General features: G+C 60.4%; 25 protein-coding genes and 2 tRNA genes. 7 read left to right on the top strand and 20 right to left on the bottom strand.

The features are described 5' to 3' along the window. Positions 1-98 precede the first annotated feature (98 nt). From ACR9WD_RS04760 to pdhA, 4 genes are all read right to left on the bottom strand, one after another. Complete coding sequence (locus ACR9WD_RS04760) at positions 99-1,730, bottom strand: peptide ABC transporter substrate-binding protein (protein WP_073706735.1); 1,632 nt, start codon at positions 1,728-1,730, stop codon at positions 99-101. Between the two features lie 196 nt (positions 1,731-1,926). Further along, positions 1,927-3,291 carry a dihydrolipoamide acetyltransferase family protein gene (locus ACR9WD_RS04755; protein WP_434922841.1) on the bottom strand — a complete coding sequence of 455 codons (1,365 nt, stop codon included), beginning with the start codon at positions 3,289-3,291 and terminating at the stop codon, positions 1,927-1,929. Beyond that, positions 3,291-4,280 (bottom strand): alpha-ketoacid dehydrogenase subunit beta, encoded by a 990-nt coding sequence (locus tag ACR9WD_RS04750; RefSeq protein ID WP_434923189.1) that lies wholly within the window; start codon positions 4,278-4,280, stop codon positions 3,291-3,293. Before ACR9WD_RS04750 ends, ACR9WD_RS04755 begins: the two co-directional genes overlap by 1 nt. 14 nt (positions 4,281-4,294) lie before the next feature. Continuing rightward, positions 4,295-5,410: a pyruvate dehydrogenase (acetyl-transferring) E1 component subunit alpha gene (pdhA, locus tag ACR9WD_RS04745; protein ID WP_038989707.1), complete on the bottom strand. Its 1,116-nt coding sequence runs from the start codon at positions 5,408-5,410 to the stop codon at positions 4,295-4,297. Positions 5,411-5,560: 150 nt separating this feature from the next. Here pdhA and ACR9WD_RS04740 point away from each other — a divergent pair, with 150 nt between their 5' ends. Then, positions 5,561-6,034 (top strand): Lrp/AsnC family transcriptional regulator, encoded by a 474-nt coding sequence (locus ACR9WD_RS04740; protein WP_038989709.1) that lies wholly within the window; start codon positions 5,561-5,563, stop codon positions 6,032-6,034. Positions 6,035-6,120: 86 nt separating this feature from the next. Here the strand turns inward: ACR9WD_RS04740 and ACR9WD_RS04735 are convergent, their stop codons facing one another. Both ACR9WD_RS04735 and ACR9WD_RS04730 read right to left on the bottom strand, forming a co-directional pair. Further along, positions 6,121-7,746 carry a solute symporter family protein gene (locus ACR9WD_RS04735; protein ID WP_052253503.1) on the bottom strand — a complete coding sequence of 542 codons (1,626 nt, stop codon included), beginning with the start codon at positions 7,744-7,746 and terminating at the stop codon, positions 6,121-6,123. Beyond that, positions 7,747-8,091, bottom strand: coding sequence for a DUF485 domain-containing protein (locus tag ACR9WD_RS04730; RefSeq protein WP_038989711.1), 345 nt, complete (start codon positions 8,089-8,091; stop codon positions 7,747-7,749). It lies immediately after the preceding gene. 197 nt (positions 8,092-8,288) lie between these two features. Between ACR9WD_RS04730 and ACR9WD_RS04725 the strand changes: the two genes are divergently transcribed. Genes ACR9WD_RS04725 through ACR9WD_RS04710 form a run of 4 tightly spaced genes read left to right on the top strand, consistent with a single transcriptional unit; the run spans position 8,289 to position 12,109 of the window. After that, positions 8,289-9,470 (top strand): sensor histidine kinase, encoded by a 1,182-nt coding sequence (locus tag ACR9WD_RS04725; protein ID WP_073706732.1) that lies wholly within the window; start codon positions 8,289-8,291, stop codon positions 9,468-9,470. A 29-nt stretch (positions 9,471-9,499) separates the two neighbouring features. Continuing rightward, positions 9,500-10,216 (top strand): LytR/AlgR family response regulator transcription factor, encoded by a 717-nt coding sequence (locus tag ACR9WD_RS04720; protein WP_038989713.1) that lies wholly within the window; start codon positions 9,500-9,502, stop codon positions 10,214-10,216. 17 nt (positions 10,217-10,233) lie between these two features. After that, positions 10,234-10,641, top strand: a complete 408-nt coding sequence (locus tag ACR9WD_RS04715; RefSeq protein ID WP_052253504.1) for a hypothetical protein — start codon at positions 10,234-10,236, stop codon at positions 10,639-10,641. Next, positions 10,634-12,109 carry a cation acetate symporter gene (locus tag ACR9WD_RS04710; RefSeq protein ID WP_369826770.1) on the top strand — a complete coding sequence of 492 codons (1,476 nt, stop codon included), beginning with the start codon at positions 10,634-10,636 and terminating at the stop codon, positions 12,107-12,109. Before ACR9WD_RS04715 ends, ACR9WD_RS04710 begins: the two co-directional genes overlap by 8 nt. Here ACR9WD_RS04710 and ACR9WD_RS04705 read toward each other — a convergent pair. Beyond that, positions 12,106-13,056: a DMT family transporter gene (locus ACR9WD_RS04705; RefSeq protein ID WP_434922840.1), complete on the bottom strand. Its 951-nt coding sequence runs from the start codon at positions 13,054-13,056 to the stop codon at positions 12,106-12,108. The two genes, ACR9WD_RS04710 and ACR9WD_RS04705, sit on opposite strands and share 4 nt — an antisense overlap. Before the next feature lie 39 nt (positions 13,057-13,095). Between ACR9WD_RS04705 and ACR9WD_RS04700 the strand changes: the two genes are divergently transcribed. After that, on the top strand, positions 13,096-13,599 hold the full coding sequence (locus ACR9WD_RS04700) for a MarR family winged helix-turn-helix transcriptional regulator (RefSeq protein WP_073706730.1): 504 nt from the start codon (positions 13,096-13,098) through the stop codon (positions 13,597-13,599). Positions 13,600-13,702: 103 nt separating this feature from the next. On the opposite strand, the gene ACR9WD_RS04695 is transcribed toward ACR9WD_RS04700, so the two are convergent. The 6 genes from ACR9WD_RS04695 to rpsB form a co-directional block, all read right to left on the bottom strand. Next, the gene (locus ACR9WD_RS04695) at positions 13,703-14,275 is read right to left on the bottom strand and encodes a DivIVA domain-containing protein (protein ID WP_038989718.1); all 573 of its coding nucleotides are present in this window, start codon (positions 14,273-14,275) and stop codon (positions 13,703-13,705) included. Between the two features lie 161 nt (positions 14,276-14,436). Next, positions 14,437-15,966 carry a phosphatidate cytidylyltransferase gene (locus ACR9WD_RS04690; protein ID WP_434922839.1) on the bottom strand — a complete coding sequence of 510 codons (1,530 nt, stop codon included), beginning with the start codon at positions 15,964-15,966 and terminating at the stop codon, positions 14,437-14,439. Continuing rightward, on the bottom strand, positions 15,966-16,523 hold the full coding sequence (gene frr / locus ACR9WD_RS04685) for a ribosome recycling factor (RefSeq protein ID WP_038989719.1): 558 nt from the start codon (positions 16,521-16,523) through the stop codon (positions 15,966-15,968). The genes ACR9WD_RS04690 and frr overlap by 1 nt, the downstream gene beginning before the upstream one ends. Before the next feature lie 78 nt (positions 16,524-16,601). Then, the gene (pyrH, locus tag ACR9WD_RS04680) at positions 16,602-17,324 is read right to left on the bottom strand and encodes a UMP kinase (protein WP_038989720.1); all 723 of its coding nucleotides are present in this window, start codon (positions 17,322-17,324) and stop codon (positions 16,602-16,604) included. A gap of 203 nt (positions 17,325-17,527) precedes the next feature. Beyond that, on the bottom strand, positions 17,528-18,364 hold the full coding sequence (gene tsf / locus ACR9WD_RS04675; RefSeq protein WP_038990119.1) for a translation elongation factor Ts: 837 nt from the start codon (positions 18,362-18,364) through the stop codon (positions 17,528-17,530). A gap of 145 nt (positions 18,365-18,509) precedes the next feature. Then, a complete protein-coding gene (gene rpsB, locus ACR9WD_RS04670) occupies positions 18,510-19,334 on the bottom strand; it encodes a 30S ribosomal protein S2 (protein ID WP_038989721.1) in 825 nt (274 codons plus the stop codon). Between the two features lie 396 nt (positions 19,335-19,730). Here rpsB and ACR9WD_RS04665 point away from each other — a divergent pair, with 396 nt between their 5' ends. After that, the gene (locus ACR9WD_RS04665; protein ID WP_121866428.1) at positions 19,731-20,264 is read left to right on the top strand and encodes a M23 family metallopeptidase; all 534 of its coding nucleotides are present in this window, start codon (positions 19,731-19,733) and stop codon (positions 20,262-20,264) included. 165 nt (positions 20,265-20,429) lie between these two features. Here the strand turns inward: ACR9WD_RS04665 and ACR9WD_RS04660 are convergent. The 7 genes from ACR9WD_RS04660 to ACR9WD_RS04630 form a co-directional block, all read right to left on the bottom strand. Next, a tRNA-Ile gene (locus ACR9WD_RS04660) sits at positions 20,430-20,506 on the bottom strand. Between the two features lie 99 nt (positions 20,507-20,605). Beyond that, positions 20,606-21,793: a glycosyltransferase gene (locus ACR9WD_RS04655; protein WP_121866427.1), complete on the bottom strand. Its 1,188-nt coding sequence runs from the start codon at positions 21,791-21,793 to the stop codon at positions 20,606-20,608. A 54-nt stretch (positions 21,794-21,847) separates the two neighbouring features. After that, positions 21,848-22,759, bottom strand: coding sequence for a DMT family transporter (locus tag ACR9WD_RS04650; protein WP_121866426.1), 912 nt, complete (start codon positions 22,757-22,759; stop codon positions 21,848-21,850). 86 nt (positions 22,760-22,845) lie between these two features. Continuing rightward, positions 22,846-23,691 (bottom strand): phage holin family protein, encoded by an 846-nt coding sequence (locus ACR9WD_RS04645; RefSeq protein ID WP_052253506.1) that lies wholly within the window; start codon positions 23,689-23,691, stop codon positions 22,846-22,848. Between the two features lie 272 nt (positions 23,692-23,963). Continuing rightward, positions 23,964-24,039, bottom strand: a tRNA-Asn gene (locus ACR9WD_RS04640). A 139-nt stretch (positions 24,040-24,178) separates the two neighbouring features. Beyond that, on the bottom strand, positions 24,179-25,252 hold the full coding sequence (locus ACR9WD_RS04635) for a glycosyltransferase family 4 protein (RefSeq protein WP_038989725.1): 1,074 nt from the start codon (positions 25,250-25,252) through the stop codon (positions 24,179-24,181). 42 nt (positions 25,253-25,294) lie between these two features. Next, positions 25,295-26,548 carry an MFS transporter gene (locus tag ACR9WD_RS04630; protein WP_121866424.1) on the bottom strand — a complete coding sequence of 418 codons (1,254 nt, stop codon included), beginning with the start codon at positions 26,546-26,548 and terminating at the stop codon, positions 25,295-25,297. Positions 26,549-26,814: the final 266 nt, after the last annotated feature.

The raw sequence follows: 26,814 nt of genomic DNA, 5'->3' as shown, positions 1-26,814 counted from the left end.
GGACAAACACGCCAAAGGGAGACCCTGTTGTTCTCGGGTCTCCCTTAGCGCGTTTTCAGCTTCTATCCGGTCTGACTTGGTCGGAAGCTGAAGGGAACTTATTTGCCAGTGATTTGCTGGTACAGCGGAACACCGTTCCACCCGAACTCGACGTTATCCACGTTCTCGCTCCAACCACCCTGGACTGCCTGGTACCACAGCGGGATGGCTGGCAGATCCTTGAACAAGATCTCCTGTGCCTCGTTGAAGATCTTTGCGCCCTCGGCAGGATCCGTGGCCGACAGGCCCTCGGCCAGCTTGTCGTCGAATTCCTTGCTGGAGTACTTGCCATCGTTCGAGCCAGCCCCGGTGCCGAATAGCGGACCAAGGAAGTTGTACAGCGATGGGTAGTCGGCCTGCCAACCGGTACGGAATGCACCGGTCATCTTGTAGCTGGTGACCTTCTCGCGCAATTCCTTGAATGACGAGAATGGCTGGGCAACTGCATTGATGCCCAGGTTGCTCTTCAGCTGGTTGACGACAGCTTCGACGTATTCCTTGTTGCCAGCGCCGTCGACGTTGTAGCCGATGGAGAATTCGTCGCCGGAGTCCCACTTGCTGATTTCATCAGCCTGTTCCCACAGCTTCTTGGCTTCAGCTGCATCGAAGTCCAGGACTTCGCTGCCTGGAATGTCTGCGCTGTAGCCTTCGAGCACTGGTGCGGTGAAGTCATCGGCCTTGACCTTGCCGCCCTGGTACACCTTGTCGATGATCAGCTGGCGGTCAATGGCCCGGGAGATCGCAGCACGGCGCAGGTTGCCCTCTTCGCCCTGCTTGAAGTGATCCAGGTAGCCCGGGATGGTGATGGTTGCGTTGCCGGCGTATGGCGAGTTGACCGAGCGGTCGCCCAGGTCAGTCTCGTACGAAGCCAGAGAGCTTGGCGGGATCTGGTCCAGCACATCCAAGTTATTGGAGAGCAGATCGCTGTAGGCCGAGTCCGTGGACTGGTAGACCTTGAAGTCGATGCCGCCGTTCTGGGCTTCGCGTGGGCCCTCGTAGCTTTCGTTGACTTCCAGCTTCAGGTTGACGTCGTGATTCCATTCGGTCAACTTGTAAGGGCCGTTGCCAATTGGCTTTTCGCCGAAGGCCTTTGGATCCTCGAATGCCGCTTCAGGCAATGGCATGAATGCGGTGTAGCCCAAGCGCAGCGGGAAGTCGGACTCAGGCTGGGACAGCTCGACGGTGAAGGTGGTGTCATCCACGACCTTCAGGCCCTCCATCTCATCCTTCTTGGAGCCTTCCTTGTTGACCTCGTCGAAGCCCTTGATGGACTCGAAGAAGTACGAGTTCAACTGCGCGTTCTTGGCTGCGGCACCGAAGTTCCAGGCATCCACGAACGAAGCAGCAGTTACTGGGGATCCATCGGAGAAGGTCTGTCCGGCCTTCAGCTTGATGGTGTAGTTCTGGGAGTCTTCGGTTTCGATGGACTCGGCGAGTTCATTGACCGGCGCGCCCTTGGCGTCGTAGCTGACCAGGCCGGTGAAGATCAGGTCCATGACGCGACCGCCGCCAACTTCGTTGGTGTTAGCCGGCAGAAGGCCATTCTGCGGTTCGGTGGTGTTTGCGGTTACGACATACGAGCCGTCACCTTCGCCACCGGCGGTTTCGGTCGAACCGCCGCCACAAGCGGACAGGGTCAGCGCCAAGGCTGCAGATAAAACGACAGCCTTAGATGCGTGCGAGTATCGCATCCTATTTCTCCTCAACAGATCGTTGCTGCTTCTGCATTTCGCAGAGCCGTGCAGTCAAGCGTGAGCTATAGCACGTAGTGAATGAGATTACATCAAACATTGCGAAACAACCAATGAATAGTCATGAAAGTAATGCTTGAAATCGGTTTATTCACCCGGCTGAATTTACTTCAGCCCGGTCATGATTTACTTTGAATCAAATAAAAATATTCATCATTCCGGGGTCCTCCAGCACCGAGCCGACACCTGCGAGGAACTCGCTTGCTTCTTTGCCGTCAACCACCCTGTGATCGAAGGACAACGCCAGTGTCATGGTATGGCGAAGTGCAACTTGGTCTTCGTATTCCCAAGGTCTGCGCTTCACTTGGCCTAGTGCCAGAATTCCTGCCTGCCCCGGCGGCAGAATTGGGGTGCCGGCATCCACGCCGAAAACCCCCACGTTGGTGATGGAGAATGTGCCACCTGTCAATTGGGCTGGTGACAATGTTCCTTCGCGGCCTTGGAGAATAATCCCGCTGAGTTCGGCAGCCAATACTGGCAGCGTCTTAGCGTGGGCATTTTTCAGCACCGGAACCAGCAGACCACGATCACTTGCCACGGCCATGCCCAGATTCACTGACCCGAATTCAATGATTTCGTCAGCCTTTTCATCCCACGTCGAGTTCAGCGCGGGATAGGTCTTCAACAGTCTCGTCACCACGAGCGCTGCCAGCGTTGTGATATTGAGCTTCAGATCCTTGAGCAGTCGATGCGACCGCATGCGTTCCAGCAGCTCCATGGATTCGGTGACATCAACCGTGAGGAACTCCGTGGCATGCGGGGCGGTAAACGCCGACTGCACCATGGCCTTGGCCGTGGCCCTGCGAATCGCGGTGATCTTCACATGGCGATCCGCTCCTGGTGAAGACATGGATTCGCTGTCCATGGCCGCTGGCTTGATGGCACCGGCGGAGTCGATGGCCTGCTGGACATCCCGGCGCAGCACCAAGCCGTCCTCGCCGCTGCCGGCGAGCGCCGAAATATCGACCCCGTGATCGCGTGCCAGCTTGCGTACCGGCGGGGTGCACCTGGTCACCGCATGCTGTTCACGTTCATGGGTGCCCGGCCCGTCAGCCGGCTGGGATGCAACTGGTGCCGAAGCTGCTGGTGCAGGTGCTGGCACAGCTTCCGGATTGCGCGAGCCACGGGCTTTGCGCTTCGGACGGTTTCCGGTATCTGCCGGCGCACCGTAGCCAACCAGGGTGGGGGTGCGTTCGCCGGCCTTGCTTTGCTCCTGTTGCGCCGAATCAGCCGCTGCCGGCTGCTCGCCGGACCCGCCGGGCTCCTGGTCGAAAGTGACCAGCGGACCGCCGACCTGCACGGTTTCGCCTTCGGTGGCGTGCAGGGCCTGGACGAATCCGGCAAAGGGCGAGGGAAGTTCAACGACTGCCTTGGCGGTTTCAACCTCGGCAATGATCTGGTTGAGCGCAACATGCTCGCCAACCTTGATCTTCCAATTCAGCACCTCGGATTCGGTGAGCCCTTCGCCGAGGTCGGGGAGTTTGAAGGTGTGGGCGGTCATCACTTGGCAGCTCCTTCGGTTGCCTCGTGGTGGCGCATCACGGTATCGACCGCGTGCATCACTCGATCCAAGTCGGGCAGGTGGTGGCTTTCGAGCCGCGATGGCGGATACGGGATGTCGAATCCGGTGACGCGCAAGGGTGCGTGCTCCAGGTAGTCGAAGCAGCGCTCGGTGATTTCGGCGCAGATCTCCGCGCCAATGCCGCTGGTCCGGCTGGCCTCGTGGACCACCACCAGCTTGCCGGTGCGCTTGACGGATTCGGCCACGGTGTCGATGTCCAGCGGATCCAGCGTGCGCAGGTCGATGACCTCCAGGCTGGTGCCTTCATCTTCCGCGGCCTTGGCCGCATCGACCAGGGTGTAGGTGGTGGGGCCGTAGCCGACCACGGTGACATCCTCGCCGGGGCGGACGATCTTTGCCTTGGGCGATGCATCGGGCGCCGGGGGGAGAAGTTGCGCGGTGGTTTTCTCGTGGTAGCGGCGCTTCGGCTCGAAGAAGATCACCGGATCATCGCAAGCGATGGCCTGGCGCAGCATTGAATAGGCGTCCTCGACACTCGATGGCGCGAAGACCCGCAGGCCTGCTGTGTGGGCGAAGTAGGCTTCGGGCGATTCGGAGTGGTGCTCCGGCGAGCCGATTCCTCCGCCATAGGGAATGCGGACGGTGACCGGCATCTTCACCCGTCCCCGCGAACGGTAGTGCAGCTTGGCCAGCTGGGACACCAGCTGGTCGAAGGCCGGGTAGGTGAAGCCGTCGAACTGGATCTCCACCACCGGGCGATAGCCTCGATAGGCCAGGCCAATGGCGCTGCCGACAATTCCGGATTCTGCCAGCGGGGTATCGACGACGCGGTGCTCGCCGAATTTGGATTTCAGCCCATCGGTGACCCGGAAGACTCCACCGAGGGTTCCGATGTCTTCGCCGAGCAGGATGACCTTCTCGTCCTGGTCCAGCGCATCGTGCAGCGACTTGTTCAGCGCCTTGAGCATGGTGGTTGCCACGGTTACTCTCCACCTTCAAAATCTGCCAAGTAGTCAAGGTAGTTCTTGGCTGCGCGTTCGGTTGGCTCATGCTTTTCTGCGTACACATTGGTGAACAGCTCTTCGGCCTTGGGATCTTCCATGCTGGTGATCGCCGCGCGAAGCTTCGCGGCGAGGTCATCGGCGGCGTTCTGCGCGCGCTGCTCGTAGGACTGCACATCGGCACCCATCTCATGCAAGTACTTCACCAGGCGGTCGATGGGATCCTTGGCCTTCCACTCTTCGAGCTGCTCGCTCTTGCGGTAGCGGGTTGGATCATCGGCGGTGGTGTGCGAGCCCATGCGGTAGGTGACCGCTTCGATGAAAGCCGGGCCCAGTCCATGGCGCGCATGGTTCAGCGCGGCCTTGGTGGCGGCGTAGACGGCCAGGATGTCGTTGCCATCCACCCGCCAGGTCTTCAGCCCGAAACCGTGGGCGCGGTCGGCAATCTGGGTGCGGCTTTGCAGGGCGACCGGTTCGGAGATTGCCCACTGGTTGTTCTGGCAGAAGAACAGCACCGGTGCCTGGTAGCTGGCGGCGAATACCATGGCTTCGTTCACGTCGCCCTGGCTGGTGGCGCCATCGCCGAAGTAGGCTACGGAGACTTGCTTGCCGCCATCGAATTTGATGCCCATTCCGTACCCGGCGGCGTGCAGGGCCTGCGAGCCGATGACAATCTGCTGGCAGGCGATATTGACTTCATTCGGATCCCAGCCGCTGGCCTGCGCTCCGCGCCACACGCTGAGCAGGTCCTCTGCCTTCACTCCCCTGGCCCAGGCGACACCATGCTCGCGGTAGGAGGGGAAGATGAAGTCGTCATCATTGGTGGCCCGCACGGAGCCGATTTGCGCGGCCTCCTGGCCGAGCAGCGGAGCCCACAGGCCCAGCTGGCCCTGGCGTTGCAAGGCGGTGGCTTCATTGTCCATGCGGCGCAGGACAACCATGTCGCGCAGGAAATCTGCAAGGTCCGCTTCCTTGAGGTCCTTGAGATAGTGGTCAAGTTCTTCGTCCGGGATTCGTTTCCCGTCGACGTTCAGCAGCTGATGCGTGGGTAGGCATCCGGCGGCTACGTCAATGTGCTGTGTGGACACGATCGGCATCCTTACTCTCACGTAGTCGGTTGCGGGTTTTGATTCTCAAACGCCGCTTAATGTGATACTACTCACGCAAGGCAGGATGCACAATGGTGTTTTTAAAATTAGAGCAAAACGCACTGTTTGATTGCCGTTGGGGATGCTAACGTGCACATTATGCAACTTCTGGACACCACCGACCGGCGCATCCTGCTTGCGCTTTCCAGCGCTGCCAAGCGCACCGGCGCAGCCATTGCCACGGCCTTGAACCTCGGGCGCAATACAGTGCAGACGCGGATGACCCGCCTGGAAAACGAGGTGCTTGATTCCATCGACCGCCGTATCCCGCCCGAAGTCCTGGGCTACGGGCTGCTGTCCTTTGTCGAGCTGCACGTCGACCAGCGCTGCCTGGGCGACATTGCCGCAAAGCTTGAAGCCATCCCCGAGGTGCTTGAGGCGCACGGCCTCACCGGCTCTGCCGACATCCTGGTGCGGGTAGCTGCCAAGGACGCCGAGGAACTATTCCGGGTGCACGGCCAGCTGCTGCATATCGACGGGGTGAATCGCGCGGATTCGGCGCTGTCCATGGCCGAGCTCGTCCCCTACCGCACCACCGCCCTGCTCCAGCACTCGCTCTCCGGCAACGCATAGCGCTCCAGGGCAGCAAAAAAGTTCCGGGAACCAGCCTGCTGGCTGGTTCCCGGAACTCTGCTTTTGCGCTTTGCCGCTATTCCCGGCTAGTGGTCGACAGCCTTTTCAGCACCGACACCGGTCAGCGAACGGACTTCCATTTCCGCCTGCTTGGTGATGTCCTCGACACCCTTATCGGTGACCGAGCCCAGCCAGCCCAGGAAGAAGGCCAATGGAATCGAGACGATGCCCGGGTTGGCCAGCGGGAAGATCGCCATGTCGATGCTCGGGATCATCGAGGTTTCCGAACCGGAGAAGACCGGCGAGATGATGATCAGGAGCAGGGCCGAGCCGAGGCCGCCGTACATGGACCAGACTGCACCGCGGGTCTTGAAGCCCTTCCAGAACAGCGAGTACAGGATGGTCGGCAGGTTTGCCGAGGCCGCGACCGCGAAGGCCAGTGCCACCAGGAAGGCCACATTCTGGCCCTGGGCGCCGATGCCGCCGGCGATGGCGAAGACGCCGATCACCAGAACCGTGCGGCGAGCCACCTTCATTTCCTTCTCCGGGGTGGACTTGCCCTTGGCGATCACCGAGGCGTACACATCGTGGGCGAAGGAAGCGGCTGCGGTGATGGTCAGGCCGGCAACCACCGCGAGGATGGTTGCGAAGGCCACTGCGGAGATCAGGCCCAGCAGGACGGTGCCGCCCAGTTCGTAGGCCAGCAGCGGTGCCGCCGAGTTCACGCCACCGGGAGCCGCCTGGATCCGCTCCGGGCCGATCAGCGCGCCGGCACCGAAGCCCAGCACCAGGGTGAACAGGTAGAAGGCGCCGATCAGCCAGATGGCCCAGACTACCGACTTGCGGGCTTCCTTGGCGGTAGGAACGGTGTAGAAGCGCATCAGCACGTGCGGCAGGCCTGCGGTGCCCAGCACCAGGGCCAGTGCCAGCGAGATGAAGTCCAGCTTGGAGGTTTCCGACACGCCGTACTTCATGCCCGGGTTCAGGATCTCCGGGTTGCCGGCCACTTCAGCTGCCTTGCCCAGCAGTTCGGAGAAGTTGAAGCCGAACAGGGCCAGCGTCCACACGGTCATGATCAGCGCGCCGGCAATCAGCAGGCAGGCCTTGATGATCTGCACCCAGGTGGTGCCCTTCATGCCGCCTACCAGCACGTAGAGGATCATCAGTGCGCCAACGATGACGATCACCAGAGACTGGCCGAACTTCTCGTCAATGCCCAGCAGCAGGGAGACCAGCGCACCTGCGCCAGCCATCTGCGCCAGCAGGTAGAAGACGCACACCGCGAGGGTGGAGATCGCCGCAGCGATGCGCACCGGGCGCTGCTTGAGGCGGAAGGACAGCACGTCGGCCATGGTGAACTTGCCGGTGTTGCGCAGCAGCTCTGCGACCAGCAGCAAGGCAACCAGCCAGGCGACCAGGAAGCCGATCGAGTAGAGGAAGCCGTCGTAGCCCTGGATGGCGATAGCGCCGACAATGCCCAGGAAGGATGCCGCCGAGAGGTAGTCGCCGGCAATGGCGGTGCCGTTCTGCGTTCCGCTGAAGGAGCGGCCGCCGGCGTAGTAGTCGGCTGCGGTCTTGTTGTTCTTGGAGGCACGGAGCACGATCACCAAGGTGACGCCCACGAAGGCCAGGAAGATGGCGATATTGACCAGGGGGTTGCCGACCTGGGTCGACTCGCCTGCGGCCTGGGCCAGGATGCTGAGCTGGTTCATTTAGTTCACTCCCTCGCGCTCAAGGCGCTCACGGATCTTGGTTGCCTTCGGGTCGAGCTTCTTATTCGAGAAGCTGACGTAGGCAGCGGTGATCGCGAATGTCGACACGAACTGCAGCAACCCGAGAACAATACCCATGTTGATATTGCCGAGGACCTTGATGGACATGAAGTCATGGAAGTAGTCGGCCAGCAGCACATAGGCGAAATACCAGACGAGGAAGAAGATGGCCATCGGGAAGACGAAGCTGCGGTGGGTCTTGCGCAGTTCCTGGAATTCCTCGGATTGGCTCTCCTTGACGAAATCAACGCCGGCAGAGACGTCGTGTTCCGGGTTGGCACTCATGATGCCCTCCTTGAGCGAGTTGGTGATGTGACTGAGCGCACATCGCTTGTGTGACTAAGTTCACTATTGGGGATTAATCCTTTGGCGACTAGGGGGCCTGTGCCGCTCGTGGCTCAACGGACTGCTTTCTGCGCCCAACGGCGCACCTTGGCGCGCTGAACGGTCAACGGATTTCGCGGGGCCCTAAGATGGGGTACATGTCTCCAGCACTGCAAGTCACCCTGATCGTCGCCATCGTGCTGGTCGGAATCGCCCTTGTCGGCTACTTCGGTTTCAAGATCTCCCGCTCCACCCGGGAAATGGGCACCGACGTCGAAGAAGCCACCTACAAGACGCTGCACCACATGTCGGTTGCGGTCCCCCATTTGGAACGCGGCCTGACCGAGGACGGAGCGGCGAAAAGCGCCAAGGCGCTGCGCCGGCTGCTGAACTGCCAGGTGCTGCTGATCTCCGACACCACCCACGTGCTGGCCACCGATGCCGGTGCCGATTTCACTGCGGAGCATGAAGAGACAGCAGCCAACGTTTCGAAAAGCGCGCTGGCGACCGGCAAGACCCAGGTAGAGCGCTCTTCCGGCATGGACTTCGTTTCAGCACCCATCACCGTAGGAGATCTGAGTGTCGGGACGGTGACGGCACTGTCGCGCAGGGCCGGCGCAAGCTTTGTGCGGGCCGTCTCCGAGGTGGCAGTCTTCGTTTCGGCGCAGGTCTCCACCGCGCAGCTGGATGAGTCCAAGGCCATGCTGCTCGAAGCGCAGATGCGGGCCTTGCGCGCCCAGATCTCCCCGCACTTCATCTACAACTCGCTGAATGCGATCGCCTCGTTCATCAACACTGATCCTGCCCGCGCCCGCGAGCTGGTCATCGAATTCGCGGACTTCACCCGCTACTCCTTCCGCCGCCGCGGCGAATTCACCACCCTGGCCGAAGAGCTGGAAGCCATCGACCGCTACCTGCTGCTGGAAAAGGCCCGCTTCGGCGAGCGCATCAAGGTCTCCCTGCAGATCGCCCCCGAGGTGCTGCCCACGCAAATTCCGTTCCTGGCCCTGCAGCCGCTGGTTGAAAATGCCGTGCGCCATGGCCTGGAAGCACGTCCAGATGGCGGAGTCATCTCCATTACCGCCACCGAGGACGGAATGCACGCGCTGATCAGCGTGGAAGATGATGGCATGGGCATGGATCCCGAGCAGCTGGCCAGTGTGCTGGCCGGCGACACCCCGAATATGCATGTGGGCCTGCGCAACGTGGACCTGCGCATGCGCCAGCTCTACGGCAATTCAAATGGTCTGGTCATCGAGACCGCGCCGGGGGCAGGAACACTGATCACCTTGCGCGTCCCGAAGTTCCGTCCGCCCAGCGCCATTGCGTCGGATGTTTAGATAATCCCGATAAACGGTAGAATTTTCGCATGATTAACGTGGTGGTTGCCGATGATGAACTTCCAGCGGTAGAAGAGATCGCTTTTCTGCTCAGCCAGGATTCCCGCATCGGGAAAATTCACCGCGCCACCTCGGGTGCCGCGGCGCTGAAGGCGCTGGAGGAAAATGCGGTCGACGCGCTGTTCCTGGATATCCACATGCCTGCGTTGTCAGGCCTGGATATCGCCCGCGTCATTTCCCGCTTCGCCAATCCTCCGCTCATCGTCTTTGTCACTGCCGATGAGGACCAGGCACTGCAGGCCTTCGAATTGGCCGCCATCGACTACGTGCTCAAGCCCATTCGCCCGCAGCGCCTGGCCGAATCCGTGCGCCGCATCTGCGAACTGGTGGAAGATACCCCTGCCAAGCCGGAAATGATCACGGTGGACCAGGGCGGCATCACCAAGCTGATTCCCCGCTCGGACATCGCCTATGTCCAGGCGCAGGGCGACTATGCACGCCTGCACACCAAGGATTCGAGCTACCTCATCCGGGTTCCGCTCAACGATCTGGAGCAGCAGTGGGGCGAGTCCGGCTTCGTTCGGATCCACCGTTCCTACCTGGTGTGCATGGACAAGATCGAGACCGTGCGCCTGCAAACCGGCAAGGCCGCCGTGGTGGTCAACAGCACCGAGCTTCCCATTTCCCGTCGCGCATTGCCCTACCTGCGTGAGCGCCTGGCCGCCAATCGCGTCCGCCCGCTGTAGGAAGCAGCTGGCCTTCCGTGGAACAGATTCCCCAAGACAGCAGCCGGCAAGAGCCCCCAACGCCCGGACGATTCGCTGAACAGCGTCCGCAACGTGTGCGCGTGCAGGCTCCGCAAGACGCCTCCTTGACAGTCTCCCCTGCCCGCCCCGAGCACACGGCAGAAGAGTTCTATGTTCGCCAGCTGATCCGTTCCCAGCTGCGGCTGGCCTGCGCCGTGGCTGCGGGCCTGCTGGCGCTGCTGGTCGGCATCAGCGCGCTGCTCGTCTTCTGGCCGGTCTTCGAGGACATCCGCCTGCTCGGCCTGCCGCTGCCTTGGTGGGTTTTGGGCATCGGGATGTATCCGCTGATCATCGTGGCTGGAATGCTCTATAACAGGGCCGCCGAGCGCAATGAAGAACGGTATCGGAGCATCAGCCGTGGCTAGCTTGCTGTCAGTTTCATCCTTGGTGCTGGTCTGCCTGACGACCATGCTGATTGCCTTCCATGGCTTGCGCCTGTCCCGCACTACGTCCGACTTCTACGTCGCTTCGCGCACCGTGCGCCCGTGGTGGAATGCCTCGGCGATTGGCGGCGAGTACCTTTCGGCGGCGTCGTTCCTGGGTGTTGCCGGGCTGATTGTGCTCTCGGGGCAATCGGGGTTGTGGTTCCCCATCGGCTACACGGCCGGCTACTTGATGCTGCTGCTGTTCGTTGCCGCTCCCCTGCGGCGTTCCCGGGCCTACACCATTCCGGACTTTGCGCAGATCCGCTTTGAAGGCTCCCCGATGCTGCGCAAGCTCACCACCTATCTGGTGGTGGTGATCTGCTGGCTGTATATCGTTCCGCAGATGCACGGAGCAGCCCTGACCCTCTCCATTGCCACCGGATTCCCCAGCTGGGTCGGTCCGGTCATTGTCGCGGCGGTGGTCTGCGTGACGGTGCTGTCCGGCGGGATGCGTTCGGTGACCTTCGTCCAGGCATTCCAATACTGGTTCAAGCTGGCTGCCCTGGTCATCCCCACGATCTTCTTGCTGGGGCGCGCCATCCCAGAGCATTCGTCCTCCGGCCATGCGCAGGCCCTGTACGCGCAGCTGGAGTCCGCGAATGCGATGAATCTCTACGAGACGGTCTCCATCATCTTGGCGCTGCTCTTCGGCACCCTGGGCTTGCCGCATGTGCTGGTGCGCTTCTACACGAACCCGACGGGCCAGGCAGCGCGAACCACCACGGTGATTGTGCTGTGCTTGCTCTCGGCCTTCTACCTGTTGCCCACGACGTTGGGTGTCCTGGGCTTGCTGTACACCCCGGAGCTCGGGGCCACCAATGAAACAGATGCCACCATCCTGTTGCTGCCCTCACGCCTTTTCGAAGGATTCCTGGGCGACGCGCTGACCGCAATCGTGGTCGGCGGCGCCTTCGCGGCATTCCTGTCCACCACCTCCGGGTTGGTGGTATCCCTCGCTGGCGCTCTGTCGCAGGAATTCTTTTCCGGCACCGTGCGCGGGTTCAGGATCTCTACCGTTCTGGCTACCGCACTGCCGGTCTTGATTGCGGTGGTGACCAATTCCTTGGCCTTGGCCGGTGCCATTGGCAACGTCTTCGCTTTCACTGCATCGACGATCTGCCCGCTGCTGCTACTAGGCATCTGGTGGCGTTCGCTGACCGCGCGAGGTGCGATTGCCGGCCTGCTGGCCGGCGGCATTTCCTGCGGGCTGTCCTTGATGATCGGCACCTTCCTGCCCCAGGAAGACGAGATCTGGATCCATCTCTTGCGCCAGCCCGCGGCGTGGAGCGTTCCGCTGGCCTTCCTGGTGATGATCTTCGTTTCGCGCAGCACCAAGCGCAGCGTGCCAGCCAACGTTGAACGCGTCATGGCCCTGCTCCATGTCCCGGACTGGCGGGCGAAGTTCTAGCAGCCCTTCACCGCTTGCCCGGCAGGCGCGTCGCGGCTCGGCAACTCTGGTTCGGGAAGCGGTTTGCGCCGGGAGCCGTTGGCCAGCCCCAGCAGGACCCCGCCGAGCACCAAGGCCATCCCCAAAATGCTTTGAAGCCCAAGGCTTTCGGCTGCCAGCAGGGTTCCGAGCAGGACGCCGGTGACTGGATTGAGCAGGCCGATAAGGCCCACGGACGTTGCTGGCAGTTGGCGCAACCCGGTGAACCAGGCGAGGTATGCGGCCGCAGTAGCGACGAGGCTGACATATCCGAAGCCCGCCGCCGCCTGGATACCAAGCTGAGGCGGCGCTCCATGCACGAGCAGCGCGCAGGGCACCAGGACTGCCCCTCCGGCCACCAGCTGCCAGGCCGTGACCCGGACAATCGGCAGCCCTTGCGACCACCGCTTGGTCAAGATGAATCCGGCACTTGAGCAGAGCATTGCGACCAAGGACGAGATGATGCCCCGGATATCGATGCCGCCCTGCGCATCGAAGACCATGACGGCCACGCCGATGAATCCCATGAGCGCTCCGATCATCGGCCAGCGTGCAGGTCGCTCGCCGAGCATGAGCCAGGCGAACAGCATGAGCACACCGGCGGAACTCGCCATGGTCGTCGCAGCGACACCCGATGGCAGCAGTTGCGCCACCACGTAGACCAGAGCGAAGAAGGCGCCGATGTTCAGGATGCCCAGGACCGCGGATTTCCACCACCAGCTGCCGTGCGGCAGTTTCCTGGATATCGCCAGCAACACCAGGCCTGCGGGCAACGCGCGGATCGCCGCACCCCAGAGCGCCGAGTCTTCCGGAAGGAATTCCCTGGTGACGTAGTAGTTGGACCCCCACGCGATCGGGGCAATCGCGGTCAGCGCAACCCATCCGAATGTCCGCGGCCGGATTCCGGCAGAAGCTAAAGTATCTTCCATGGAAGATACTTTAGCTTCCTTGGAAGATATAATAAAGGGATGCAGCACAATGACCATGTCTCGCGCATCCAGCAGCAGTGGGCCGAACAGCGTCCGGATCTCGACACCGCTCCGCAGGGAATTATCGGACGGCTTCACCGGCTGGCCAATTACCTCACTGAAGAGCTCTGTGCGGTGTATGCAGAACACGGGCTGACCGAAGCCGAATTCGATGTGCTGGCAACCTTGCGGCGGGCAGGCGAACCGTTCTCCCTGACTCCCGGCGAACTTGCCTTGCAGACGATGGTGACCACCGGAGCCATGACCAAGCGGCTGGACAAGCTTGTAGGCAATGGCTGGGTCACCCGGACCCAGTCCGGTGAAGACCGTCGAGGACGCCTGATCTCCTTGACTGCCACCGGCAAAGAGAAAATCGACGAAGCCTTTGCCGCCCACATGCGCAACGAAAAGCGCCTCGTGGAACAGCTCTCCCCCGCCGACCGTCCGGTGCTGGAGAACATGCTGCGCGACTGGTTGGCCCACCACGAACAGCCAGGCCTCTAAGCTGTCCGGTTCTTCCCTCTATGAATGCAAAAAGCCGCGGACGGCAACGGGAGAGAATTTCCCGCTGCCGACCGCGGCATGGCTTTGGAGCCGGTGGCGGCGACTAGTCGATCGAAGCCATCAGCTCGACTACACGGTCGAGGAACGCATCGACCTGCGACTCCTCGTAGCCATCGGTGCCCTGCGCAGAACGGAATTCCACGCGGCGCACGGTGTCAACGGCCATCGGCACGTCGTTCTCGAAGTAGTCGATGAGCTGATCGCACAGGCGATCGACGTCCTCGATGTTGTAGCTCGACGCGTTGGAACGCGAAGGACGGCGGAAACGCTCGCCCTTGGCACGGTGCAAGCGGCCACGCAGGATCGCGGCCAGGCGGCCAACCTGTTGCAGCCAAACCTCTTCGCCCTGATGGGCAATCAAGTCATCACGCTCGCGCTTGGCAAAGACATCTTCCAAGCGGTCCAGCGCGCCATCGACTTCGCGGGCCTGGTACCCGCCCTTCTGCGGTGCAAAAGTGGTGCGGCGGATCAGGTGGCTGGTGACCACACTGTCGTCGTTTCCTCCACCGTTGAAGGTGGCACGGGCACGGCTCAGGAACGCATCGACTTGCTTTGCGTTGTAGCCGAATTCCGAGTCCGGTACGCGGGAAAACGGAGCATCTTGCTGCTGCGACACGACAGTTCCTTTTTCTCTAGGGAGATATCCGTTGGGCACCGCACTCAGGCGGTACCCCTCATATTCTATTGGCTTGTGCCGATAGTTGGCCTGATGGCCACACCAGCGAGTGCATTCCGGTAGCGGATCACACCCGCTGGCGTCGCGGGCCGGGGACGCGGTCAGAAGACTGCGACACTCCAGGCCAGCACATGTGAAATCACGTAACCCAGCGGAATGACGAACAGGACCGAGTCCAAGCGGTCCATGATTCCGCCATGGCCCGGAAGCAGGTTGCTCATGTCCTTGATGCCCAGTTCGCGCTTGACCATGGATTCTGAGAAGTCGCCGGTAGTCGCTGCAATGGTGGTGAAGAACGCCAGGATGACGCCCGTCCACCACGGCATGTCCATCCAGAAGTGCATTGCGCATGCGCCGATTGCCATGGAACCGAGCATTGATCCGGCAAAGCCTTCCCATGACTTCTTCGGCGAAATCTTCGGCGCCATCGGATGCTTGCCGATCAGCACGCCCACGATGTAGCCGAAGGTGTCATTGGCGACCGCAAGCAGCAGCAACGTGGCGATGAGCCACTGGCCATTTACCGAATCGAGAATGAGCAGAGCAAAGGACAGCAGCAGCGGCACCCAGCTGATGATGAACACGCTGCTCATCACCGAGGCCACCGCTCCCTTGGCGCCATCCATCAGCCTGAAGAGCAAAGCGATCAGGATGCAGGCAATATAGCTGAACCCGAGTGCCTCTACCCCGCCCCAGATGGCACTGGCCGGCAACAAGATCGAAGACAGGTACAACGGCAATTGCGGTACCGCTGTCTTGGCATGGGTAGTAGCCCTGGCCACCTCCCAGCAGCCAATGCAGCTGAGCGCGATCAGCGCGATGACCAGCAACGGGTGGAACCACAGCAGGCCAACCAGCACGACTCCGAGCAACAGCACGCCGACGCCGATGGCCGCTGGCAGATTGCGCCCTGCACGCGACTTCTTCGGTTCCGGGGTTCCGATCAGCAGCTCGGCAGGGATATCTGCTTCTTCCGCGTCGGGTTCTCCGGTCTCGGCAAGGTCCGTGGAATCGGATACCGGCGGAGCAGGCAGCTTGCTGTCTGCGGGCGCGGGATTCTGCGCCGCAGATGCGGCTTCCGGTGTGGCTGTTTCTGCCTTCTTCGGCTTGTCATCTTCGGCCGCGGGGTCCGGAACCGTCTTGTCGTTTCCGGGTGCCGCCGGCTGTGCAGGCTTCGCTGGTTCTGCCTGCATGGCAGGTGCCTGCGCCTCAGCTTTCACCGGCTTGGACAGGTCGGCCTTGAAAGCGGCTTTGGCGCGCTCTTTCGCTTGCCCGGTATCAGCCTTGCCGGTCGATTCCGCGGCTGCCTGGCTGCCAGCCGCAGCTGGTTGAGGGGTCGGCAATGCGGCATCTTTTCCGGCATCCGGTTTCACTGCTGATACCGGCGTTGGCATGGCCGGTGGAGCGGGTACCGCAGTGGCAGGTGCAGGCTTGACCGGTTCCTGGATTCCAGTGGCAGGTTCTGGAGCTTCCTTTGCCCCGCGGTTTTTCATGAAACCGCGTTTCTTCCCCTTGGCGGCGGCTTCGCGCCGCGCGCGAGCTTCACGTCGGGTCAGGGGCTGGGATTCTCCGGATGCCACTGAGGGCACCGCCGAAGCGTTGCCCTCAGTGTTGTCTGTCGAGCCTGGCATTAGACTTCCAGCAGCTCTGCTTCTTTTTTCTTCAAGATCTCATCGACTGCGTCAACGTGCTTCTTGGTCAGCGCGTCGAGGTCCTTTTCTGCACGGGTACCCTCGTCCTCGCCAATTTCGCCGTCCTTGACGAACTTGTCGATGGAATCCTTGGCCTTGCGACGGTGATTGCGCAGTGCAACGCGAGCATCCTCGCCCTTGGCCTTGGCCAGCTTGACGTATTCCTTGCGGCGCTCTTCGGTCAGCACCGGAAGGACAACGCGGATCATCTTGCCGTCCGAGGATGGGTTGGCGCCAACTTCTGGATCGCCCAGAGCCTTTTCGATTTCGCGCAAAGCGGTCACATCGAATGGGGTGATGGTGATGGTGCGTGCTTCTGGCACTGCGAAGGAAGCCAGCTGCTGCAGCGGGGTTGGGGAACCGTAGTAGTCCACCATGACCTTCGAGTACATGCCTGGGTGGGCACGACCGGTACGGATCGTCGCGAAGTCCTCCTTGGCGGCCTCAATGGTGCGTTCCATCTTTTCGGCGGTATCCGCCAGCGTTTCCTCAATCACCGGTACTCCTCAAGTACTTCATCTGTGTTTCCGCTACGGGAAATTAAATCTACTTCAATCCTAAGCCACGATCACCGATTAGACGGTGACGGTGGTGCCAATCCGCTCGCCGCGAATTGCCGCGGCCACATTTCCTTCGCCTTCCATGCCGAAGACCAGCATGTCCAGCTTGTTGTCCTTGCACATGGTCATGGCGGTCTGGTCCATCACGCGGATGTTCTTGACCAGGGCGTCGCTGTAGGTCAGGGTATCCAGCTTGGTGGCGGTTGGGTCGGTCTTCGGGTCGGCAGTGTATACGCCGTCCACCCCCGACTTGGCCATCAGGACTTCGTCAGCATCGACTTCCAGGGCACGCTGCGCGGCCACGGTATCGGTGGAGAAGTACGGCAAGCCGGCGCCGGCGCCGAAGATGACGACGCGGTCCTTCTCCATGTGGCGGATGGCACGGCGCGGAATGTAGTTTTCGGCGACCTGGGCCATGGCGATGGCCGACTGGACGCGGGTTTCAACACCGCACTGCTCCAGGAAGTCCTGCAGCGCCAGGCAGTTCATGACGGTGCCGAGCATGCCCATGTAGTCCGCGCGCGAGCGGTCCATGCCGGAAGCGGAGAGTTCCGCGCCACGGAAGAAATTGCCGCCGCCAACCACGATTGCCACCTCGACCTCGCCAACGGTCTGGGCGATCTGCTGGGCGATGCCGCGAACGGTATCTGGGTCAACGCCGATCTTGCCGCCGCCGAATACTTCGCCGGAGAGCTTGAGCAGTACGCGGCGTCGTTTGGTTTCTGGGGTGCTTGGCATGAGGTGTCTTACTCCTGGAGGTCGGAATCAAGCTGGGGGTTCTACGTCCCAGATCCCAAGCTATCGTGAGATCCGGGCTCAAGAAAAGGGAGGCGAGTCACCGAGTTTTCTCTCGGTGCCCACCTCCCTTTGATCTTGTGCGCTCAGGTTGCCCCGAACGCGGTTCGCTTAATGCGTATGGCTACTGCTTAGAGCTGTAAAGCCTAGGCGCCAACGCGGAAGCGTGCGAAAGCCACTGGCTTGGTGCCAGCTTCTTCGAAGACCTGGCCAACGGACTTCTTTGCGTCCTTGGCGAAAGCCTGGTCAACAAGGACGATTTCCTTGAAGAAACCGGTCAGGCGGCCTTCAACGATCTTGGTGAGTGCAGCTTCTGGCTTGCCCTCTGCGCGAGCGGTTTCGTCAGCGATGCGGCGCTCGTCGGCAACCTTGTCAGCTGGAACCTCTTCGCGGGACAGGTAGGTAGGAGCCATTGCAGCGGTGTGCACTGCAACGTCGTGCGCGACGGTTGCGGCAGCTTCACTGTCAGCGTCAACAGCCATCAGGACGCCAACCTGGGCTGGCAGGTCCTTGCTGGTCTTGTGCAGGTACGAAGCAACCTTGGCACCCTCGATGCGTGCAACACGGCGTACGACAACCTTCTCGCCGAGGATTGCGCCCTCTTCGATGACGGTGTCGCCAACGGTCTTGCCATCCAGCTCGTAAGCCAGCAGTGCTTCTGCATCTGCAGCGCCGGAAGCCACAGCGGCATCCAGAACCTTGTTGGCCAGTGCGATGAACTTGTCGTTCTTCGCTACGAAGTCGGTCTCGCAGTTGATCTCGATCATCACGCCGACGTTGCCCTCAACCTTGGCAGCAACCAGGCCTTCAGCAGTCGAACGGCCTTCGCGCTTGGTAGCGCCCTTCAGGCCCTTGACACGGATGATCTCGATGGCCTTCTCGGCGTCGCCGTTGGCCTCGTCCAGTGCCTTCTTAACGTCCATCATGCCGGCGCCAGTGCGCTCGCGCAGTGCCTTGATATCAGCAGCGGTGTAGTTTGCCACGTGCAATCCCATTCAGCTAGGAGTTTCAAGTTTATTTTGCTTATGGGACGGGTCGGATTTCCGGCCCGTCCCACAAGACTTGGTGAAGTTCACCTCGAGCTACACGCTAGTGCGCCAAGGCAAACTTCTGGAGTCACGGAGGTGACTACTTGGCTTCTGGAGCCTCGGTTGCAGCGTCTGCAGCTGGAGCTTCGGCCTTGGCCTTCTCGCCCTCAAGCAGTTCGCGCTCCCACTCAGCCATTGGCTCAGCAGCACCCTCGGTCTTGCCGGCAGCCTTGTTGTTCTTGGCGATGAGGCCTTCGGCCACAGCGTCAGCAACAACGCGGGTCAGCAGGTTGACGGAGCGGATTGCGTCGTCGTTGCCTGGGATTGGGTAGGTAACCTCATCTGGATCGCAGTTGGTGTCCAGGATGGCCACAACTGGGATGCCCAGCTTCTGGGCTTCGTCGATAGCCAAGTGTTCCTTCTTGGTGTCAACGATCCAGATAGCGGAAGGGGTGCGGGTCAGGTTGCGGATACCACCGAGGTTGTTCTGCAGCTTGGTCAGCTCGCGCTTCAGCAGCAGCAGTTCCTTCTTGGTGTGGCCCGAGCCGGCAACGTCCTCGAAGTTGATCTCTTCCAGTTCCTTCATGCGCTGAACGCGCTTGGAAACGGTCTGGAAGTTGGTCAGCATACCGCCGAGCCAACGCTGGTTGACGTATGGCTGGCCAACGCGGTTAGCCTGCTCGGCAATGGCTTCCTGAGCCTGCTTCTTGGTACCGACGAACAGTACGGTGCCGCCGTGGGCAACGGTCTGCTTCACGAACTCGTAAGCGCGGTCGATGAACGACAGCGACTGCTGCAGGTCGATGATGTAGATGCCGTTGCGCTCGGTGAAGATGAAGCGCTTCATCTTTGGGTTCCAGCGACGGGTCTGGTGGCCGAAGTGGACGCCGCTGTCAAGCAGCTCTCGCATGGTTACGACTGGCATGTCGCAACTCCTTTCAGCAGTGGCGGACCGGGCGCGCGTGCGCCCGCGGTAACTGCTCTTGGTTGTTCGGGTTGATGCAGATAGCCATTGTGGATATCCGCCCTAGCATGAGTACCGATTGATGCTTGGCATCTCGACTTCGGTCCACCGATTCTCTCGGACCACTGGAACCTCAGGCCACAGCCGATTTAGCTGTGAATACTCATACGCGAAGTCAATCTCCTGCCCGATGCACCCAATTTTGGACACACCTGTGACAGGACACTGCTGCTTCAAGTGTACTACAGAGAACCCCTTGCCCCGCACCGCGGTTTCGGTGATGTGCAGCCCATTGCCTTGCCCACAATCCGTTCCCCCGGTTGCCCATGATCCATGTTCCGGGGACACCTTGGAAAGATGACAATCAAGTATCTCTTCGCAGGATTGCAGGTTCTGCTGCTGGCCTTCAGCTTTCCTCCGGCCGCGCCCACGGACGCCGAGCCGCAGCAAGTCCAGGTACCTGCCGCACGTGCCGCCACCAATGGCTGGCGCTGGCCGCTGGCTGGTGAACCGGCAATTCTGGCGCCCTTCGACAAACCGGAGAAAAATTGGCTTCCCGGGCACCGAGGCGTGGACTTGGCAGCCAGCGCTGGTGATGCCGTTTTCGCACCGCAGCGCGGCCGGGTCTCGTTTGCTTCAGTGATCGTGGATCGGCCTGTGCTGGTTATCGATCACGGTTCCGGGTTCAAGACCAGCATCGAACCGGTTTCCGCTGAAGTCTCGGTGGGCGACTGGGTGGAGGCCGGCACCAAGGTGGGCCAGGCAGCAACCGGGGCGCATTGCTCTGGCCGTTGCATCCACTGGGGTGTGCGCCTCGATGGAGAATATATCGACCCGGTATTGCTGATCCGCGACATGCGTCCATCGATTCTCTTGCCGTTGAACGAATGACGCGGCATCTCCCGAGGGCGGCACGAACCGGATCACCATCCGGCTCCAATGCACTTCTTCACACACCCGTGCATCCAGCGGGATCCAGCTGTGCACTGGAGCGGAACCGGGAACAAGAAAATCGTCCAGCAACTCATTTTTCAATAGCTGCTGGACGATCTGCCTTGGTAGGGAGTGACGGACTTGAACCGACGACCAAGGGATTATGAGTCCCCTGCTCTAACCAACTGAGCTAACTCCCCACATGGGTTCATCGCCGAAGCGGTGCAACCACACTCGAAATATTCTAGGGCATCACTAGCCGAAACACCGATTTGGCGCACCCAATGATGACATTCCGGCTAGTGGGTGGTCACTTCTTGGCCCCGGTAGAGGGCTTCGAAGGAGTTCATCGTCTTTTCCTGCGCGTGGTTCTTCACCTTTTCGTGCCCAGCTTCACCCATCTTGGCGCGGCGCTGCTCGTCCAAGGCCAGAACCTGGTCCAGCTTGTTGGCCAGGTCCTGCCGATCACCCGGCGTGAACATATAGCCATTGACGCCTTCATCCACCAGATGCGGCAGCGCCATCGCGTTGGCCAGGACCACTGGCTTGGACGCCGAAAGCGCCTCAAGGGTCACCAACGACTGCAGCTCGGCGGTGCCTGGCTGGCAGAATACGTCGCAACGCAGGTAGGCCTGGCGCAATTGCTCGTCACTGACGTGTCCCAGGAAACGGACGCGGTCTCGGATCTGCAAATCATCTGCGATCTTCTCCAGATGGGCGCGCTGCTCTCCGCCTCCGACGATCTCGATGATGGCGTCAGGCACCTTGCTCATCAGAGGCAAAGCCTCGATCAGTTCGTTGATGTTCTTTTCCACCGCGAGGCGGCCCGCGAACAAGATCGTAGGGAACTCATTGCGGATGATTTCTTCCCCGTCCGCCAGCTCGTAGTTGCCGATCTCAATGCCATTGGACAGCGGGAGCACGCGATTCAGTTTGGCCCGTTCGCGCATGGCCTTGGCGGCCAGCGGAGTGGGGGTCGTGACGGTATCCGCACGGCCAAAGATCTTCCCCATGTCTTTCCACGAATTGTGCGCGACAATTCGCTTGAACCATTGCGGGAACGGCAGGAATGGGTCCAGGTTTTCCGGCATGAAGTGATTCGTCGCGATGGAGCGAACGTTGTTCTTCCGCGCCCATGCGATGGTGCGCTGGCCAATCATGTAGTGGCTCTGGGCGTGGACCACGTCGGGCTTGATATCCGAGAGCAGCTTGCTGATCTGCTTGTTGACTTCCCACGGGAACACGATGCGGAAGTATTCATGGGTCGGTACCGAGTGCGATTCCAAGCGATGGACAATAGCCTCATCGCGGATTTCCGTATAGGTCTTTCCCTTGTCGCCACGGGCTGCCAACACGTGCACCCGGTGGCCTCGCGCATGCATCGCCGTAGCCAACCGGTAGCAAAACATCGCTGCTCCGTTAACGTCTGGCGGATAAGTGTCAGCAGCAATGACGATGGTCAGCGGTTTTTCCTTGGCCACGGGCATCCTTCGGCGTTCACACGCGTTGTAGTTTTTGATAGAGAAATTTGCAGCTTCAGTCTATTTGGAATCAGGCATGGATTTTTCGCCTTCGGTCTTGTTCCGGCGTTCGATCACGTCGGGGTGGTGCCTGGACAGCGCGGTCACGCCGACGATAGCCAAACCGGCAGCCACCAGCATCAGCACGGTGACCAGTACCGGGACATCGGGACGCAGCTCTCCGAGGATGCTGATTCCTATGGCAATGCCAATGATCGGATCGATCACGGTCAACCCTGCGATGACGAGGTCTGGAGGTCCTTTTGAGTAGGCCTTTTGCACAAAGTACGAGCCGAGCAACCCGGCGACTGCCACCGATAGTCCAGCCAGCCACGGCAGTTGGAAAAAGCTGCTGTCGCCGATACTCAATACGGCGATGGCAATGGTTCGCACCAGCACGGCAACGAATCCGAAAAGCACACCGGCGCCGAGGATGAAGAAGAACGCGCCAAGCTTCTTGTGGAAGAAGATGGTGGCCAATCCCACGATGGCGACGACGACCGCCAGGATCATTTCAATCAGGTGGGCTTCGGTTTCAGTCACTTCCTGGTTGCCGCTGGTGGCCGTGACTGCCAGCAGCACGAACCCAACCGAACCAACCATGCAGCTGATGATCGCCAGTACGGTGGGACGGTTCATCGTCAGGTCGGTTTCCTTGGCATTGACCATAGCGGTGATCACCAGTGCAATGGCGCCGATCGGCTGTACCACTGTCAGCGGTGCGCTGGCCAGGGCGAAGACGTTCAAGGCCATGCCCAGGGCCATGAGGCCCAAACCGCTCATCCAGCGTTTATTGCTGGCCAGCTTGCCGACATTCTTAAGCGTCAGATCCAGCCCGCCGACTGCGTTGCGTACTGCCTGCGATTGGAAGTGCGCGCCAAAGGCAAGGCAAAAGGCACTGCATAGTGCCGCTGCGATAGCGATCCAAACCATGTCAGTGCCTTTCTAGCCTGAGTTTTCAAATGACGGGGCAGGTGCACGCGTATTAAGGCCGATGCACGGCTCCGTCGGCGAAAGACCTAGGAGCGCTTGAACAGTGCCCGGATAACAGCAACCAGTGCCAGCCCGGAACCTGCCATCACGATATATGGACGTGCCTGTTCAGCGCGGTGCGAGCCGGCTCTGTCAGCCTCCGATTGGTCTTCGGAAGACGAAGACGAGGAAGGGCGGACAAATCCCTTGGCCTTGGCCGCTGCCCCGGCAAACTTTTCTCCAGCACCGTGGGTGAAGGAACGCACCTTGTCGATCTTGGCCAGCGGAGCCTGCACGCTTTCGCCCAGGTTGTCACGCAGTGCCTGGATCTGGCGGCGGCGACGCTTGGTGCGAAGGACCAGCTCATCGGCGCTCGGTGCCGGCGGCTTCGGTTCCTTCTTCTTGTCTGCGGACTCATCATCCTCAGCCGACTTCTTCTTCAGCGGCTCGTCAAGAGTGCTGACATCGAAGGCGCTGCCATCCTTGAGCACGCCAAAATCGTGGCGGAGTCCGCGAATAGCTGCTTCCGGCTTCAGCGGCAGTGCCTTCTTGACCTTTGAGTATCCGACCAATCCCAAGATGGCGGCAATCAGCAAGAAGAAACCTGCAACGATCAATGCGGCGGCCCAACCTGGCAGCCAAAGAGCCAACACGTTGACCAGGGTTACTACTACGGCAATGACGAAGAGCAGCACTACGAGCAGTGCGGCGCCTGCAAGCGCCGCGGCCATGCCAATGCTGATTCCCTTGCCCTTGAGCACGGTGGTCGCAAGCTTGATCTCGTCCGAGAGCTGTTGTGGAACAAGCTCCTTGAGTCCATCAACCTGCGCCTTAGCACTCTTGACACTCGACTTAAGGCTTTCGTCAGCTTGCGTCGATTCAGCTTCAGACATGGTTTCTCCATATTCTCGATCGCTCAGCAACCGGTACAACAAACGCTAACACCCCGGTTGCCGCATACGACTCAGTCTTCAGGCGTAAAACCCACTGCTTTATCTCATGCTGTGGGTGTAACTGGTAACGATTCGAAAGTCTATCGTCTAATCACCTGTGGTTATAGGAGATTCAGGCGTTGCCGGGTTTTCACTTCAATTTTGCGCACCGGCACCACTGTTTTCGGGTAAAGCAAAACCTCCCAGCTGCTGGTGCAACTGGGAGGTTTTCTTGGCTCCTCCAACTGGACTTGAACCAGTAACCCTTCGATTAACAGTCGAATGCTCTGCCAATTGAGCTATGGAGGAATGCAACGAGTAATACTTTAGCACTGGCCAAGTCCGGTTTTCAAATCGGCAGCTCCTCATGCGGAGCACACGTTCCCTTCCCCGATTTTCCGCCATTATTCGCGTGCGACAAGGTGCTCAACCGCCACTGCGAAGCAAATTACTTTCTGTGATCTGCCGCATACCTGGCCAACTCCAGCAGCTGCTGCGCCGACTGCTCCCATGAGTAGTGGGCGGCTCGTTCCACAGCCCGTTGCGAATATTCTTTCCAGGCTCCGGGCTCATCCAGGGTGCGTACTTGGTCCGCGAAACCCTGCGCATCATCTGCCGACGCATACAGCGCGGCGTCTTCTGCGACTTCCCGGAAGATCGGCATGTCGGTGGCAATCACCGGAGTTCCCATGCTCATGGCTTCAACCAGTGGCAGGCCGTAGCCTTCTTCGCGCGAAAGGGTGACCAAAGCCGTGCACTCGCTGAGCAACCGTTCGTATTCCTCATCGCTGACTCCCCGGTGGAATACCACAGTGGCACCTGAAGGAATGAGCTTGGTTAATTCGGCATGACGCTGTTCGCTGATCCCGCTGAGCAGATGCAGCTCATAGTCGGGCAGATGCGCCATACCTCGGATGAGCGTCTCGGCATTCTTGTATTCCATGAAAGAGCCCATATAGATCAGGGTCTTCCTTGGCCGCTTCGCCTGGTCCCGGCGTGCAAAGTTTCCCGTCGGTGCGTTGGACACCAAGCCAATATGCTTCTTGGTCAATCGATGCTTGCGCATCAGCTTGGCGGTGGTGTTGGAGACGGTAGCTACCGCGTCGGCACGATTCAGCAGCATTCTTTGCGGCCAGTAGACCTGGTGGAACAGGAACCACCCGGCACGGATCGGCAGGGGCAGGAATTTCGGCGCGTGCGGATGCGAGTAGTAGATCAAATCATGCAGGGTCAGGATCACGGGATATTTTCGCCCCACGGTCCCCATGGTTTGCATGGGCGAAAACACGACATCAGGGTTGAGCTTATTGACCTGCAAGGCCACGAACGGTTCGAACACACTGGTGGGTCCGGAAATCTTCAAATACGGGACATCTGGAAGCATACCCAGTTGCCTGGTGTCGTTGACCAGCATCGTGACGTCGGCAACTTTGCTGGCGGCTTCGATCAACCCAGCGGTGTACCGGCTGATGCCGTCGTGGTGGGTGATGCGGGTGTATCGAGCGTCGATAACGAGTTTCACGTGCGCAGTTGCCTTTAGTTCGTGGTGCTTACGCTGTCCAGCCTAACGGGTTGCCGGGCCGCGCATCGCCAGATAGCTGATAACCGAGAGGGCCGCGGCAACAACCCAGCCAAGCAGTCCGGCGGCAATCCCCCATGCGCTGGCCACTGCGCCGCCAGCCAAACCGCCGACGGGAACCACTCCAAAGGTGAATAGCCGTCGTGCACTGAGGACTCGTCCCAGCAGGTGCTCGGGAACGATCTGCACGACCCATGAGGAGGCTGCAATGTTGAAGAGCAGCACGATGATTCCCCAGCCCAACGAGAACGTGCCCAGCAGCACCATGGACCACAGTTCCGGTGCGTAGGCTGCGGCCAGTACGCAGCCAGTCAATGCCGCCTGCAGTGAACCGGTGTAGACCAATAGCGTTGCCGGCGGAAACTTCCCAGCCAGCTTTCCTGCGACTGCTGCGCCGATCAGCCCGCCGATGCCGCCAATCGAGACGAAGATGCCGTACCCGAATTCGCCAAAGCCGAGCTCGTTGATGATGAAGATCGCCTCCACCGACGAGCCGATGGCCAACCCCAAGTTGGAGAACATCACGGCAACCGTGATCGCCAAGAGCAGCCGATGCCGGAGAAGATATCTGAGGCCGGCGAGCATGCCGCCCTGTTCGGCCGACGGCTTGAGCGTGCCACCAGGGCCTTGCGATGGGCGATGGGAATGCACACGCAGCGCCATCAGCAAGGCCAGCAGGCCCAGTGCCGCCGAGATGCCCAGCAGCGGCGGCGCTCCCCACAGCGCGAAGCCGGTTCCCGCAAGGGCCGGGACAACCACTGTCATGGATTGGTCCGCCGCGCTCAGCGAGGCGATCAGCTTGCTAATGCCCGCTGATCGGTTCTCGGGATCCTCTTCGATGAGTTGCGGGACGGCAGTGGTTTGCGACGTTTCGGAAAAGACGTTGCAGATGCCAAGCAATGCGCACAGCAGCATTCCCATCGGGATCGATAGCGCGTCTGCGGATGACAGCACCGCCAAGCACCCCAGCAGGAACAGCTTGGCCCCGAGACCGATGCGCAGCACACGGAACGCGGAATACTTGTCGACCATATGGCCCGCGGGAATGCTTGCGAGCACGAAGGCCAGGGAACCAAGCGCATTGAGCATGCCCATTTGCATGGCGGTTGCCCCGAGGGCGCCAACGAACAACAGGTCAATCGTGATATCCGATAGCGAGCGTCCTGCCGCGTCAGTGGCATTCGCCCCGAGGAGCAGACGCTGGGATCGCTCGGCTTTCCGTGGGCTTACCGTAGTCACCTGCCCTCCCTTGTTCCAACTGTTTGATCATACATACTTGCGCTGAAAACACAATCAAACGATTAGTGATACTTCTTGAACGCTACAAGTCGAGTCGATTACTCCGCTTCGCTATTGGAAGAGCTAATTATTGAAACATCAACATACAGGTCAGAGGGCAACTTACCACAACCACTTGCCACTGATGCGAAAATTGAGAAATTTTTCCCTGGGAGAATCCATCGAATTACTCGGCTTGCATTAACTAATTGAAGTGTGTTGTTAAT

The organism is Glutamicibacter sp. PAEs-4 (assembly GCF_051161755.1).
In the GTDB taxonomy this organism is placed as follows: Bacteria; Actinomycetota; Actinomycetes; order Actinomycetales; family Micrococcaceae; genus Glutamicibacter; species Glutamicibacter nicotianae.
Note: the sequence above shows the minus strand (reverse complement) of the source record. Positions and strands in the feature narration are given on the sequence as shown.

Excerpts from the sequence above, each read along its gene's own strand:
- ACR9WD_RS04760 (WP_073706735.1), bottom strand. The coding sequence starts at position 1,730 with ATGCGATACTCGCACGCATCTAAGGCTGTCGTTTTATCTGCAGCCTTG.
- ACR9WD_RS04755 (WP_434922841.1), bottom strand. The coding sequence starts at position 3,291 with ATGACCGCCCACACCTTCAAACTCCCCGACCTCGGCGAAGGGCTCACC.
- ACR9WD_RS04750 (WP_434923189.1), bottom strand. The coding sequence starts at position 4,280 with ATGCTCAAGGCGCTGAACAAGTCGCTGCACGATGCGCTGGACCAGGAC.
- pdhA (WP_038989707.1), bottom strand. The coding sequence starts at position 5,410 with ATGCCGATCGTGTCCACACAGCACATTGACGTAGCCGCCGGATGCCTA.
- ACR9WD_RS04740 (WP_038989709.1), top strand. The coding sequence starts at position 5,561 with ATGCAACTTCTGGACACCACCGACCGGCGCATCCTGCTTGCGCTTTCC.
- ACR9WD_RS04735 (WP_052253503.1), bottom strand. The coding sequence starts at position 7,746 with ATGAACCAGCTCAGCATCCTGGCCCAGGCCGCAGGCGAGTCGACCCAG.
- ACR9WD_RS04730 (WP_038989711.1), bottom strand. The coding sequence starts at position 8,091 with ATGAGTGCCAACCCGGAACACGACGTCTCTGCCGGCGTTGATTTCGTC.
- ACR9WD_RS04725 (WP_073706732.1), top strand. The coding sequence starts at position 8,289 with ATGTCTCCAGCACTGCAAGTCACCCTGATCGTCGCCATCGTGCTGGTC.
- ACR9WD_RS04720 (WP_038989713.1), top strand. The coding sequence starts at position 9,500 with ATGATTAACGTGGTGGTTGCCGATGATGAACTTCCAGCGGTAGAAGAG.
- ACR9WD_RS04705 (WP_434922840.1), bottom strand. The coding sequence starts at position 13,056 with ATGGAAGATACTTTAGCTTCTGCCGGAATCCGGCCGCGGACATTCGGA.
- ACR9WD_RS04700 (WP_073706730.1), top strand. The coding sequence starts at position 13,096 with ATGCAGCACAATGACCATGTCTCGCGCATCCAGCAGCAGTGGGCCGAA.
- ACR9WD_RS04690 (WP_434922839.1), bottom strand. The coding sequence starts at position 15,966 with ATGCCAGGCTCGACAGACAACACTGAGGGCAACGCTTCGGCGGTGCCC.
- pyrH (WP_038989720.1), bottom strand. The coding sequence starts at position 17,324 with ATGCCAAGCACCCCAGAAACCAAACGACGCCGCGTACTGCTCAAGCTC.
- rpsB (WP_038989721.1), bottom strand. The coding sequence starts at position 19,334 with ATGCCAGTCGTAACCATGCGAGAGCTGCTTGACAGCGGCGTCCACTTC.
- ACR9WD_RS04665 (WP_121866428.1), top strand. The coding sequence starts at position 19,731 with ATGACAATCAAGTATCTCTTCGCAGGATTGCAGGTTCTGCTGCTGGCC.
- ACR9WD_RS04655 (WP_121866427.1), bottom strand. The coding sequence starts at position 21,793 with ATGCCCGTGGCCAAGGAAAAACCGCTGACCATCGTCATTGCTGCTGAC.
- ACR9WD_RS04650 (WP_121866426.1), bottom strand. The coding sequence starts at position 22,759 with ATGGTTTGGATCGCTATCGCAGCGGCACTATGCAGTGCCTTTTGCCTT.
- ACR9WD_RS04645 (WP_052253506.1), bottom strand. The coding sequence starts at position 23,691 with ATGTCTGAAGCTGAATCGACGCAAGCTGACGAAAGCCTTAAGTCGAGT.